The sequence below is a fragment of the Mesorhizobium sp. M8A.F.Ca.ET.021.01.1.1 genome (assembly GCF_003998025.1).
Classification (GTDB): Bacteria; Pseudomonadota; Alphaproteobacteria; order Rhizobiales; family Rhizobiaceae; genus Mesorhizobium.
In genome coordinates this window covers 1-12,988 of sequence record NZ_RZSJ01000117.1, presented here as the reverse complement: position 1 = coordinate 12,988, position 12,988 = coordinate 1, and the positions used below count along the sequence as shown (strand labels likewise).

Genomic DNA, 12,988 nt, shown 5'->3' with positions numbered 1-12,988 from the left:
AGCCTGTTGCGGCCGCGGATGGATCAGGACGGCGATGCCGGGAGGCGCCTTGTTCGCGAATTCCGCCGGACACAGCACCGCAGCCGCCCGCAGCGACGGCATCAGCGCGGAATTACGCCTGCCATCGACGAAGACGAGCGCGTTGGCGCCGCCTTCACTGGCTGGCGCCAACGCTTCGATCGAAACGTCGGATTGGCCCGAATCGACAAGCACCGAGCCAGTCAGATTCGCGACTTCGGCCGCCGTATACCGGCGTGATGGCGCGAAGAACACCGGATCGGTCATTCCAGAAGCTATATCCAGCTAGGTCGGAACATTTCTCCCGGATCCAAAACCCGGGAGCATCGTTGGCCGCCGATCAGAAGCGGGTCGATATGCCGAAATTGAATTCCTGCACGTCGTCGCTCGCCTCTTTCCTGACCGGGATCGCATAGTCGATACGGATCGGGCCGAAGGGCGAGGCCCACATCAGGCCGAGACCGACCGAGGCGCGCAACTTCATGCCGGTAGAATCTTGATCGACCAGCCCAGTCGCAAGCTTGCTGCCATAGAGCGTCGCCGCATCGGCGAACACCGCGCCACGCAAGCCGAAGCTCTCCGGAACAACCGGCAGCGGGAACTGGGCTTCGGCCGAAGCGTTGAAGTAGGTCGTGCCACCCAGGTGGTCACCGCTGGTGTCGCTGGCAACCGGGCCGATACCACCATAGGCAAAGCCGCGGATCATGCGGTCGTTGCTCTGGAAGTGATCGAAGATGCGCAGGTCGCCGTTGCCATATCCCTCGACATGACCGGCCCCGCCCGAAAGGAGCCCGACAAGGTCAAGCTGTTCGGACAGCGTCTGATAGATGCTGCCCCGTCCGGTGATCTTCACGAATTTGGCATCGCCACCGAGACCCGCGACCTCCACGGTCGTGTTGGCGTAGATCCCCTCATGCGGGTTCTTCATGTCGTCGATCGTGTTGTAGACCAGCCCCAGGCTGACCGAAGACTTGATCCACGGACTCTGCTCGATGCCGTCCAGAATGGCCTGTGAGATGTTACAGCTGCCGTCGGGATCTCCGATGGAGGTAGGACCGCAACTATCGTCGACCTTATATTTCTCCTGCGAGATATTATACGCCAACTGGGTCGTGATGCTGTTGGTGATCGGCAGCCCGAAGCGGATCGTCGCGCCGGTGGTGTCGCTGTCGTAGTTGTTGTTGTATTCCCGCGTCGACCTGTAGATGTCGAAACCGGCAGCGATGCGCCGCCCGAGAAAATAAGGCTCGGTGAACGACAGGCTGTAGTCACGCGAGTTCTTGCCGCCGCCGGCCGACAGCTTGATGAACTGGCCACGGCCGAGGAAGTTGCGCTCGGTGATCGATCCTTCGACCGACGGTCCGGCCGCGTCGCCACCGGTCGAATAGCCGGCGCCGATCGAGAACTCACCGGTCGACTTCTCGACCACGTCGACGACCAGCACGACTTGGTCAGGGGCCGAGCCAGGCACGGTCGAAATGTCGACTTTGTCAAAATAATTCAGGTCTTCCAGGCGCTTCTTCGCGCGCTGGATGAGCACCTGGTTGAACGCGTCGCCTTCGCTGACATCGAATTCGCGGCGGATGACATAGTCACGCGTACGATCGTTGCCGCGGATCTCGATGCGCTCGACATAGGCCTTGGTGCCCTGGTCCACCGTGTAGACAACCGAGATCGTGTGGTTCTCGAAGTTGCGGTCGCCGCGCGGCGTCACCTGCGCGAAGGCATAGCCGGAACCGGCTACCTTTTCCGTCAACGCGATGATCGAGTCTTCGACATCCTTGGCGTTGTAGACATCACCCTTGCGGGTTTCGACCACCGATTCCAGCGACTTGGAGTCCACTTCCGGGATCGTGCTTTCGACGCTGATGTCGCCGAAATTATAGCGATCGCCTTCCTGGACGGTGATGGTGACCGTGTATTTGTTGGTCGCATTGTCGAGTTCGCCGACGGCGGACACGACCTGGAAATCGGCATAGCCGTGATTGTAGTAGAAACGGCGCAGCAATTCCTGGTCGGCGCGCAGCTTGTCTTCGTCATAGACGTCATCGCGCAGGATGAACGAGACCCAGGATGAACGCTTGGTGTTGATCACATCCGACAGGCGGCGGCTGGAATAGGCGCTGTTGCCGACGAAATTGATTGCCGCGATCTGCGTGCGATCGCCTTCGGTGACGTGGAAGACCACGTTCACGCGGTTGTCGCCGAGCTCCATGACCTGCGCGGTCACGCCGGCATCGTCACGGCCGATGCGCCTGTAAGCGGCCTTGACCGCCTCGACGTCCGAATCGAGCGTGGCCTGCGAGAACGTGCCGCGCGGCTTCAGCTGAACCGCTGCCTGAAGCGCGTTGTCCTTGAGCTTCTTGTTGCCCTGAAACAGCACCTGGTTGACGACCTTGTATTCCGAAACCTTGACCACCAGGGTCGAGCCGACCTGATTGATCTGGACATCCGAGAACAGGCCGGTGCCGAACAGCGCCTTGACCGCGGCGTCGACATCGGAGCTGGAGAAAGCCTTGCCCGGCTTGATGGTGATGTAATTGCGGATGGTATCGGCGTCGACACGCTGGTTGCCGCTCACCTCAACCCTGCTTACGACAGCGGCTTCGGCCGCCGATGTGGCAACGAACTGCACTGCGAACGCACCTGGTACGACCAGAGCGGCGGACAGTGCCGCCGCTGACGCGGCGTTTAGAAACTTGGATGCTGCCTTCATCGGGCTTAATAACCTTTTCTCGTAGTCCCCACGGCGAGAAAACCGGACGTGCGGTCATTTCCCCTACCGTATTAACCGGATTTTCCCTACACGCAAGGCTTCTGGTTAATTTGTATTTACTTAACCCTGTTGCGTGGCTTTCGCGTCACTCATATCCCCGTGCATGGTAAACGGCGTCTCAACATCGCCCATGCCCAGGCCAAATTCCTTCATGATTTCAGCACCCAAAGAGATCGTTCCAGAACACGAACCCCATGAAGCACAGCACCACAAGCAGACCAGCCCGATAGGCCATTTCCATCATCCGTTCCGACACTGGCCGGCGGATGACGGCCTCCACCCCGTAGAACAACAGATGGCCGCCGTCGAGGGGGGGAATCGGCAAAAGGTTTAGAATGCCTATCCCCACGGACAGCAGCGCGACAAGCTGCACCAGCCACTCGAAACCGAGTTTGGCAGCCTTGCCGGCCATGTCGGCGATCTTGACCGGGCCACCCAGCTGGCACTTGTCCTCGCGCCCGACCGCGAAGCGTTGCAGGAACTGTCCGGTGCGCTCGATGACGTGGCCCGTTTCCTCAACCGCCGCCGCGACCGCCCCAACGGGGGTGTAGGTGATGAGACGGGGTTGGCCGAGTTCCTTGTTGTTGACGACGCCGATCACCGCAACCTTGACCTTGTTGCCGAGCGCGTCCTCCTGCTCCATCAGCCGCGGCGACGCGGTCACCGTGACCTCCTTGCCGTTGCGCAGCATGACAAAGGTGATGGTGTCGCCGGCCCGGCCCGAAACCAGCCGCTGCACGTCTCCGAAAGTTTCGACCTTGCTGCCGTCGACGCTGACGAATCGGTCGCCAGGCAAAATGCCGGCCTTGGCCGCCGGGCTGTCGGCGGTAACCTCCGCCACCATGGGCTCCGCGACATAACGCCCATAGGAGGCAAACAGCACGGAAAAGACCACGATCGCCAGCAGGAAGTTGAACAGCGGCCCGGCCGCCACCGTTGCCGCGCGCTTCCAGATCGCCTGGGTGTGGAAGGCAACCTTGCGTTCCTCGTCGGTCAGCGTTTCGAGCTCTTCCGATGTCGGCTGGCTGGAGGTGGCGCTCATGTCGCCGACAAACTTGACGTAACCGCCGAGCGGTATGGCGCAAAGCTTCCAGCGCGTGCCATGCCTGTCGTTGAAGCCGATGAGCTCCGGACCGAAGCCGATCGAGAAGGCCTTGACCCCGATGCCGCACCAGCGGCCAACGAGGTAGTGGCCCATCTCGTGAACGAACACCACCACGGTGAGCACGAAGAGAAACGGCACGAGCGTGCCGAGAAAGAGGCCTTCGGTGCTGAAAATCGCGTGAAGAATCTCGTTCAACTCAGGCCCTCAAGTTCTTCCGCGGTCGCGGCGTGACTGTGACATCAATCCAGGCGAATCCAAGGCACGTCGGCGCCAGATCGTGGCATGACAGCATTCAAATGGGAAACAGCCCCTGTGCCGGATGGTCGGCACCCGCAGAAATCCAACCGATGACGTATAGGGCAAGAGCGGCCGCGACAAGCCCGTCGACGCGATCCATGATGCCGCCATGGCCAGGAATGAGCACGCCGGAATCCTTGCAACCGTGCCGCCGTTTGACCCAGGACTCGAACAGGTCGCCGGCTTGGGCGACAACTGACAGCACCAGCGCCACAAGGCCGAGCACCGCCAGGTTGCCGGCGCCAGCAATGGCTGCCAGCAGAAGTCCCGCGACGACGCCCCCGACCGCCCCGCCGAACGCGCCGCTACGCGTCTTGCCTGGCGAAATCGACGGCGCCAGTTTAGGCCCGCCGACAGCGCGTCCGACAAAATAGGCAAAAATGTCGGTTGCCCAGACGACCGCGAACAGGAACAGAATGGCGACGAGGCCCGAATGGTCGCCATCGCGCAGCAGGGCAAGCGACAGGCCCGACGCGCAGGCATAGGCAAGGCCGCCAGCGTCCCACTGGCCGATTTTGCGAATTCCCGCGCTGGTCGCCGTTATCGCAACCAGAATCACGACCAGCGGCAGCAGCCACAATGCGGACAGGCCAGCGATCAAGGCGCCGACGAAAATGACCATCAGCGCTTCCGGCAGCAAACCAAGCCCGTCGGCCGCGGCGGGCCGCGACATACGTGTCCACTCATAAAAGATCATTGCCGACATGACCGCGCACAGCAGCCGGAAAGGCAGGCCGCCAAGCCAGGTCAGGCCAAGGGCGACAATGGCGAGCACGACCGCCGAAATCACACGCAGCTGAAGGTTGCTCATCCCGCGGCCGGTCGCGAAGCGACGTCTTGCGGGTCCAGTCCGCCGAAGCGGCGCTCGCGGCCGGCATATTCGCGCAAGGCCTCGGCGAGGTGCTCGCGATTGAAGTCCGGCCAGTAGCAGGGCAGGAAGACGAGTTCGCTGTAGGCAGCCTGCCACAAGAGGAAGTTGGACAGGCGAAGCTCGCCGCTGGTGCGGATGACCAGCTCCGGATCGGGAATGCCTTGCGTGTCGAGAGAGCCGGCAAAGCTTTCGGCGGTGATCGCCTCGCTATCGATTTCACCGCGCGCCACGGCCAGGGCAAGCTTGCGCGCGGTGCGGACGATCTCGTCGCGCCCGCCGTAATTGAAGGCGATCACCAGCGTCAGCGAGGTGTTGTTGATCGTCAGCGATTCGGCTTCCTCGAGCAGTCCCCTGATGTCCGCCTGCAGCCCTGCCCGGTCGCCGATGATCCTGACCCGCACGCCGCTCTGGTGCAGCTCGGCAAGGTCGCGACGGATGAACAGCTTCAACAGACCCATAAGGTCACTGACCTCGGACTTCGGCCGCGACCAGTTCTCCGACGAGAAAGCATAGACGGTCAGGAAGGAGATGCCGAGACCGGGGGCGGCGCGCACCGCCTTGCGCAGCGCCTCGACGCCGGCGCGATGACCCGCGAGCCTCGGCATGCCGCGCGCCTTGGCCCAGCGTCCATTTCCATCCATGATGATCGCGACATGCGCGGGCGTTGTCATGATCTCGCTTTCGGATCAGCCAAGGGCCAACCCTAAACCTGCATGATTTCAGCTTCCTTGTCGGAAAGCAGATGATCGATGGTGCTGATGGTTTCGTCGGTAAGTTTCTGGACCTGGTCGGAACGCTTGCGCTGGTCGTCCTCGCTGATGTCGCCGTCCTTCTCCGCCTTCTTCAGGAAGTCCATGCCGTCGCGCCGCACATGGCGCGCGGCGACACGCGCGTTCTCGGCATAGCCGTGCGAAATCTTGACCAGCTCCTTGCGGCGCTGTTCGTTGAGCTCCGGCAGCGGAATCCTCAGATTGGTGCCGTCGACGATCGGGTTGAAGCCCAGATTGGATTCCCGGATCGCGCGGTCGACCGCGCCGACCATCGACTTGTCCCAGACCGAGACCGAGATCATGCGCGGCTCCGGCACGGTGACGTTGGCCACCTGATTGATCGGCATGGTGGTGCCATAGGCTTGCACCTGGATCGCGTCGAGCAGGTTGCTGGACGCGCGGCCGGTCCGCAGCGAGGCCAGATCATGCTTGAACGCCGCGATTGCCCCATCCATGCGCCGCTTGAGATCGTCGTACTCACCACTCATTTTAGTCTCCTCGACCCGTCTGCCGCGGGTTCACTGCTTCGGGGCAAGGCCCCGTGTTCGAGCCTGATTTCGAAACCCGGCTTCCCTTCTTCGGGATCAGGCCCCGGATCACTCGTCCGCGACGACCGTACAGCGGCCGCCGCCCCTCAGAATATCCCCGAAACCGCCCTTTTCGTGGATCGAATAGACGATTATCGGAATGTTGTTTTCGCGCGCAAGTGCAATCGCAGCCGTATCCATGATCGAGGCCGCGATTTATGACTTCGGCGTGGCTGATGCGCTCGAAACGCGTCGCGCTGGGGTCCTTTTTCGGGTCGGCCGAATAGACGCCGTCGACCTGCGTGCCCTTGAACAGCGCGTCGGCGCCGATTTCGGCCGCACGGAGCGCGGCAGCCGAATCAGTGGTGAAGAACGGATTGCCGGTGCCGCCGGCGAAGATCACGACCTTGCCCTGGTTCATGTAGGCGGTCGCCTGGCGCTGCGAAAAGCTCTCGCAAAGCTCGGGCATGGCGATCGCGGACAGCACGACGGCGTCGACGCCGATCTTGTTCAGCGATGTGCGCAGCGCCAGCGAATTGATGACCGTGGCAAGCATGCCCATATGGTCGCCGGTAACGCGGTCCCCGCCCTTGGAGGCGACGGCCACGCCGCGAAAGATATTGCCGCCGCCAATGACGACACCCACCTCGATGCCCAGCGCGCGCGCCTCGGCGATGTCGCCGGCAATGCGGTCGACGACCGAGACGTCGATGCCAAAATGCTGTTCGCCCATCAACGCTTCGCCCGAAGCTTTCAGCAGAACACGTCGGTAGAGGGGCTTCACCGTCATCTGGTTCCTCGAAAATCCCGGCGCGGCAAGCTCCGAAGGCGAAAAAAGGCCTCCTGCTTCGTCCGGCGGTGCTGTCATGACGGGTTGACCGGATACACGAAGGGCGCAGCGATGTCACGCCGCGCCCTTGTGCAAAATTCCAGGCTTTTTGGATCAATTGCTGCTGATGGCAACGGCCTCGCCTTCGACCACCACCGGCAATGCATAACCGGACGGCTTGTCGCCGGTCACGACACCGCCGGCGACACGGACCTGGATCTCGGGGCCGAAATAGGAATGCGGGAACGGCGCCGGCGTGCCGCTCACCTTGTCCAGCCGCTGGCGAAGCGCGGGCGGTATGGAGAAATCGAGCGCCGCGAGATTGTCCTGCAACTGCGAAAGCCTCGTTGCTCCAAGGATGACGGTGGCAATTCCTGGCTGTGTCGCCACCCAGTTGAGCGCCACCTGAGCCATGCCGCGGCCGAGCTCGGCGGCGACCTTCTCCAACTCCGCCACAACAGCCCAGTTGTGCTCGGTAAATTTCTGGAAGCCTGGATGGGTGGTGTTGCGGAAGCCGTCGAGCCGGCCGGCATTGCCCGCTTGCGCCGGGCGGTATTTGCCACTCAACAGCCCGCTGGCCAGCGGGCTCCAGACCATGATGCCGGCGCCATGGCGCGTCCCGAACGGCACGAATTCATGCTCGATGGCACGCTCCGCCAGGGAGTATTCGAGCTGCAACGCCGAGATCGGCTCATAGCCGCGCAGTTCGGCGATCGCCTGAGCCCGTCCGGCATACCAGGCCGGCACGTCGGACAGGCCGATGTGACGTATCTTGCCCGCCCGAACCAGATCGTCGAGGGTCCGCAGCACTTCCTCGGCCGGCGTCAGCCTGTCCCAGATATGCATGAGATAGAGATCGATGTAGTCGGTGCCCAGCCGCTTCAGCGAGGCGTCGACGGCACGCATGATGTTCTTGCGGCCATTGCCGCCGGCGTTGGGATTGCCGGGGTTCGAGTTCATGGTGAATTTGGTGGCGATCACCGCCTTGTCGCGCAAGCCTCGCTCGGCCACGAATTCACCGAGCCAGGTCTCGGCCGTGCCGCCGGTATATAGGTCTGCGGTGTCGAAGAAATTGCCGCCAGCCTCGACATAGGCGTCGAACATCGCGCGCGCCGTGTCCCGGTCCGCGCCCCAGCCCCATTCCGTGCCGAAGGTCATCGTGCCCAGCGCCAGCCGGCTGACGCGCAGGCCGCTGTTGCCGAGTGTGTAGTAGCTCATCGTCATTGTCTTTTCCGATCCTGATCCGGTTGGTGCGGGCGTCATTGGCCCGGGGTCGCCTTGACCCAGGGATTGCCGCGTTCATGCGTCATGCGGAAGGTGAAGCCATCGACTTTCCAGACGGAGCCAGAACGTGTCAGGTGGTGCTCATACGTGCCCCAGACTTCCCACAGCGGATCGCCATTGCCCTCCATCCGGTTCCAGGCATAGCCGTTCGACAGAACGGTCGCGCTGTCCGCCTCGAGAACGACCTGGTGATTGGTGCGCAGGTGCAGGCTGGTCTTGCTGCCCTTGAGATTGCCGGCCCAGGCGCCGATCAGATCGTCGGACGCAATGTTGGCCGCGGGCTGCCTGGACAGGCTGCTGAAGTCGGCGGTGACCCGATCCGCGAAATAGCTGCGAGCGAGTTTCCAGTCCTGCGCGTCGACGGCGCGGTCGATGGCATCGGCGATGCGGATGACCGCGCGTTCGTCCGCGAGCGCTTGCCAGCCGGATGGTTCCGCCCCGCCGGCATCGACCGGTGACAGCGCCACGCCGGCCGCGAAAGTTACGTACTTCAACGCATTCATGTCTCTTCTCCTCAATGCCATCAGCCAACCGCGGATGTGTCGGCGACAATATGGATCGGTGTCTTGGCATCGATTAGATTGCATTGTTCGCAAGGACCATGCGATATCATTCATGAATGGATCGGGATCTGCTCTCTCATTTGCCTGTCATCGTCGCCGTTGCACGTCGCGGCGGTTTCGCGCTTGCCGCGGCCGAACTCGGTATGAGCCCGTCGGCGGTCAGCCATGCGGTGCGTCTGGTCGAGGAGCGGATCTGCCAGCCGTTGTTTGCGCGCACGACGCGCAGCGTTTCGCTGACCGAGGCCGGCAAGGCGCTGGTGGAAACGGCCGCCCCTGCCCTCCAGGACATTGCCGAGCAGATGGACCGCATCCGCAGCGTCAAGGGCAGGCCGTCTGGCCTGCTCAGGATCAATGCCTCCAACATCGCGATCCCATTGGCGGTGACGCCGGTCGTCGCCGCGATGGCCGAGCGCTATCCCGACATTACGGTGGAGATTTTTGCCGATCAGGGATTGGTCGACATCGTCGGCGAAGGTTTTGACGCCGGCATCCGGCTCGGCGAGATGATCGCGCAGGACATGGTGGCCATCCGACTGACGCCGCCCTTCAAAGTCGTCGTCGTCGCCTCTCCCGCCTATATCGGACGACGTGGGCGTCCGCGCAGCGTGGCCGATCTCGCGAACCACAATTGCATCGGGTACCGGCTTGTCCGCTCGGGTGCCCTCTATCGCTGGGATTTGACCTGGGATGGCAAGGATGTGGTCATGGAAACCAGCGGTACGGCCATCGTGACGGACTCGCTGGCCGCCATTGATCTGGCGCTCGCCGGAGTAGGCCTGGCCTATATGTTCGAGCCGCTGGCGCGCGCGGATCTGGCGGCCGGGCGCCTGGTGCAGGTTCTGCCGCAATCTGCGATCGAGGAACCCGGCCTTTTCCTCTACTTCCCGCGCCGCGCCGCGATGGCGCCGAAGCTCAGGGCCTTTATCGACACCGCAAACGAAATCGGCCTGACATCCTTGCGGACATCAGGCCGAAAAACACAGTCGCAATAATGCGGTAGGACGCTTACTTCTTGACCGCCGCAGCGACTTCCGCGGCGAAATCGGACTCTTCCTTCTCGATGCCCTCGCCAAGCGCGAAGCGCAGATAGGCGGTGATCTTGGCGGGCGCGCCGATTTCCTTTTCGGCATCCTTCAGCGCCTTCTCGACGGTAATGTCGGGATTGAGCACGAAGGCCTGCTTCAAGAGCACGACTTCTTCATAGAACTTGCGCAGGCGACCCTCGACCATCTTCTCGATGATCGCTTCCGGCTTGCCGGACTGGCGCGCCTGGTCGGAGAAGATGGCCTTCTCGCGCTCGACCGCTGCCGGGTCGATCTGCTCGGCGGTCAGCGCCATCGGATTGGTGGCGGCGACATGCATGGCGACCTGGCGGCCGAAGGCATTGGCGGCATGCTCGTTGCCGGTGGTCTCGATCGCGACCAGCACGCCGAGCTTGCCAAGGCCATCGGCAACCGAATTGTGGACGTAGGTCGCAACCGCGCCATGCGGAACGGTCAGCTTGGCCGAGCGGCGGAAGCCCAGGTTCTCGCCAATGGTGCCGACAGCGTCCTTGATGGTGTCGGTGACCGACTTGTCGGAGCCCGGATACTTCGCGGCAGCCACAGCCTCGGTCGTGCCGTAGGCAAGCGCCACCTTGGCGACGTTGGCGACGATTTCCTGGAAGGCGGCGTTGCGGGCGACGAAGTCGGTCTCGGAATTCACCTCGACGACGGCAGCTTCGCGCACGCCATTGTCGACGCCGATTAGGCCTTCGGCGGCAGTGCGGCCGGCCTTCTTGTCGGCTTTGGAAATGCCCTTCTTGCGCAGCCAGTCGACGGCCTCTTCCATGTTGCCGTTGGTCTCGTTCAACGCCGCCTTGCAGTCCATCATGCCCGCGCCGGTCAAGTCGCGGAGTTCTTTGACCTGTGCAGCCGAAATGCTCATTGTCGCCTCTTTGTTTCAAATGCGCCGACGCACCATCGAATCTCGACGGTGCGTCTGTTTAGCGTGCCAAAATATGAGAAAGATGAAGGCCGCAAGCCGGCCTTCGATTATCAAGCCTCTGGGGCTTCCGACGCCGGAGCCGGATCGAGCGCCGGTTCGACCGGAGCTTCGACCGAAGCGCCGATGTCGACGCCGAGCGCGCCCTGCTGACGGGCGATGCCGTCGATCGCAGCCTTGGCGATCAGGTCGCAATAGAGCTGGATGGCGCGGGCCGCGTCGTCATTGCCGGGGATCGGGAAGTCGATCTTGTCCGGGTCGCAGTTCGAATCGATGATGGCGACGACCGGGATGCCGAGACGCTTCGCCTCGAGGATGGCAATCGCCTCCTTGTTGGTGTCGATAACGAACATCAGGTCGGGCGTCGAGCCCATGTCCTTGATGCCGCCGAGCGCCTTGTCGAGCTTCTCGCGCTCACGGTCGAGGTTCAGGCGTTCCTTCTTGGTCAGGCCTTGCGCCTCGCCGGCCAGCATCTCGTCGAGCTTGCGCAGCCGCTGGATCGAGTTCGAGATCGTCTTCCAGTTGGTCAGCATGCCGCCGAGCCAACGCGAATTGACGTAGTACTGGGCCGAACGCTGTGCCGCATCGGCGACGATGTCGGACGCCTGCCGCTTGGTGCCGACGAACAGCACGCGGCCGCCCTTGGCAACGGTGTCGGAAACCTGCTTCAGCGCCTGGTGCAGCAAAGGCACCGTCTGCGAGAGGTCGATGATGTGGATGTTGTTGCGGGCGCCGTAGATGTAAGGCGCCATCTTCGGGTTCCAGCGGTGGGTCTGGTGGCCGAAGTGAATGCCAGCTTCCAAAAGCTGGCGCATGCTGAAATCAGGCAGTGCCATTCTCATTTCCTTTCCGGTTAGCCTCCACGGACACAGGCATTTGTGGACCGAAATCCTCGAACGCCACCGGAGGTCTCAGCCGGATTTCTCCCGGGCAGACACCAAAGTCCGTGTGTGGAATGAGCGCGCATATAGAGGGGAAGTGCTGCAAACGCAAGCCGTGTAGCGCTTTAACGCCTAGCGTGCGGCAATCAGCGCTCCGGTGCCGATCATGGCGCTGCCGGCAAACCTGTTCATCAGCCGCATGCGCCTGGGCGTCCTGAACCAGCCCGAAGCCCGGCCAGCAAGCCCGGCATAGACACCCATGGTGAGGATATTGACGCTGATGACCACGGCCACCACCAGCAGGCCGTCGACAAATGTCAGCGTGTCGAGATTGAGAATCAACGGCATGATCGAGGCATGGAACAGAATCGCCTTCGGATTCCCCAGCGCAATGGACGCACCAAGGAAGAAGAACCGCGACAATCTCGTCCGTGCCGCCTGCGGCTCGTTCGTTTGCGCGGTCGAGGCCCTCCACATCCTGACGCCGAGAAAAATCAGGTAGGCGGCGCCTGCATATTTCAGCAGGAGGAAGATCCATTCGAATGTCTGGGCCAGGGCCACCAGCCCGAGCAGGGCCAGGGTGACCAGTACGGCATCGCCGGCGGCGACCCCAACGCCGGCTATGAAGGCGCGGAGGAAACCACGCGACACGCCATTGGTGATGACGGCGAACATCGCGGGTCCCGGTGTGGCGGCGGCGAGCGTGACAGCGGCGCAATAAGCCAGAAATGCCGTTAGTGTCATAGTTTGGCCTTTCCGTTGGGCACCCGCACGCGCCGGAAGATCGCGACGATCTCCTCGCGGCTGCATTCGATGGCGCCGAGCCGTACCGCGCGGTCGCGCTCGAAGCCGGTTATGTCATAGTGTGGCGCCGATGTCCTGGGCGGCCCCTGATAGGACGAGCGCTTCACGCCAAGCCGCGATGCGAACCGGTGCAGCTCGTCGGTGTCGTCGGCCATCAGGTGGCACCAGCGATGGCCGGCCCACTTCCAGATCGCCGCATCGACATAGACCGCCATCATGCCCGCCACGGCCAGCTCACTTGCGCATCGCCGCTATTTCGATACCGGGCAAGGCTTTGTCT

13 protein-coding genes and 1 pseudogene are annotated in these 12,988 nt (G+C 62.6%); 1 reads left to right on the top strand and 13 read right to left on the bottom strand.

Annotated features, from left to right (window positions below; translation table 11 throughout):
* The 9 genes and pseudogenes from EOA36_RS12200 to EOA36_RS12160 form a co-directional block, all read right to left on the bottom strand.
* Nucleotides 1–285: LpxD N-terminal domain-containing protein (locus EOA36_RS12200; protein ID WP_281040052.1), on the bottom strand; the 285-nt coding region annotated here is incomplete at its 3' end.
* A 73-nt stretch (nt 286–358) separates the two neighbouring features.
* Nucleotides 359–2,734: an outer membrane protein assembly factor BamA gene (gene bamA / locus EOA36_RS12195; protein ID WP_127277855.1), complete on the bottom strand. Its 2,376-nt coding sequence runs from the start codon at nt 2,732–2,734 to the stop codon at nt 359–361.
* 217 nt (nt 2,735–2,951) lie between these two features.
* Nucleotides 2,952–4,094, bottom strand: a complete 1,143-nt coding sequence (rseP, locus tag EOA36_RS12190) for an RIP metalloprotease RseP (protein ID WP_127277854.1) — start codon at nt 4,092–4,094, stop codon at nt 2,952–2,954.
* Nucleotides 4,095–4,191: 97 nt separating this feature from the next.
* Nucleotides 4,192–5,007 carry a phosphatidate cytidylyltransferase gene (locus EOA36_RS12185; protein WP_127277853.1) on the bottom strand — a complete coding sequence of 272 codons (816 nt, stop codon included), beginning with the start codon at nt 5,005–5,007 and terminating at the stop codon, nt 4,192–4,194.
* Entirely contained in the window at nt 5,004–5,738 is a 735-nt protein-coding gene (locus tag EOA36_RS12180) for an isoprenyl transferase (RefSeq protein ID WP_127277852.1), read from the bottom strand. The genes EOA36_RS12185 and EOA36_RS12180 overlap by 4 nt, the downstream gene beginning before the upstream one ends.
* A gap of 32 nt (nt 5,739–5,770) precedes the next feature.
* Complete coding sequence (gene frr / locus EOA36_RS12175) at nt 5,771–6,325, bottom strand: ribosome recycling factor (RefSeq protein ID WP_027142617.1); 555 nt, start codon at nt 6,323–6,325, stop codon at nt 5,771–5,773.
* Between the two features lie 108 nt (nt 6,326–6,433).
* Nucleotides 6,434–7,154, bottom strand: a pseudogene (gene pyrH / locus EOA36_RS12170) (UMP kinase).
* A gap of 153 nt (nt 7,155–7,307) precedes the next feature.
* Nucleotides 7,308–8,417 carry an aldo/keto reductase gene (locus EOA36_RS12165; RefSeq protein WP_127277851.1) on the bottom strand — a complete coding sequence of 370 codons (1,110 nt, stop codon included), beginning with the start codon at nt 8,415–8,417 and terminating at the stop codon, nt 7,308–7,310.
* 35 nt (nt 8,418–8,452) lie between these two features.
* Entirely contained in the window at nt 8,453–8,980 is a 528-nt protein-coding gene (locus EOA36_RS12160; RefSeq protein ID WP_127277850.1) for a nuclear transport factor 2 family protein, read from the bottom strand.
* A gap of 116 nt (nt 8,981–9,096) precedes the next feature.
* Here EOA36_RS12160 and EOA36_RS12155 point away from each other — a divergent pair, with 116 nt between their 5' ends.
* Nucleotides 9,097–10,032: a LysR family transcriptional regulator gene (locus EOA36_RS12155; protein WP_127277849.1), complete on the top strand. Its 936-nt coding sequence runs from the start codon at nt 9,097–9,099 to the stop codon at nt 10,030–10,032.
* Between the two features lie 13 nt (nt 10,033–10,045).
* On the opposite strand, the gene tsf is transcribed toward EOA36_RS12155, so the two are convergent.
* From tsf to EOA36_RS12135, 4 genes are all read right to left on the bottom strand, one after another.
* On the bottom strand, nt 10,046–10,966 hold the full coding sequence (gene tsf / locus EOA36_RS12150) for a translation elongation factor Ts (RefSeq protein ID WP_027142611.1): 921 nt from the start codon (nt 10,964–10,966) through the stop codon (nt 10,046–10,048).
* Nucleotides 10,967–11,076: 110 nt separating this feature from the next.
* Nucleotides 11,077–11,859 carry a 30S ribosomal protein S2 gene (gene rpsB, locus EOA36_RS12145; protein WP_023777441.1) on the bottom strand — a complete coding sequence of 261 codons (783 nt, stop codon included), beginning with the start codon at nt 11,857–11,859 and terminating at the stop codon, nt 11,077–11,079.
* A 177-nt stretch (nt 11,860–12,036) separates the two neighbouring features.
* Complete coding sequence (locus EOA36_RS12140; RefSeq protein WP_127277848.1) at nt 12,037–12,648, bottom strand: LysE family translocator; 612 nt, start codon at nt 12,646–12,648, stop codon at nt 12,037–12,039.
* Nucleotides 12,645–12,923: a DUF4031 domain-containing protein gene (locus EOA36_RS12135; protein WP_127277856.1), complete on the bottom strand. Its 279-nt coding sequence runs from the start codon at nt 12,921–12,923 to the stop codon at nt 12,645–12,647. The genes EOA36_RS12140 and EOA36_RS12135 overlap by 4 nt, the downstream gene beginning before the upstream one ends.
* Nucleotides 12,924–12,988 lie beyond the last annotated feature (65 nt).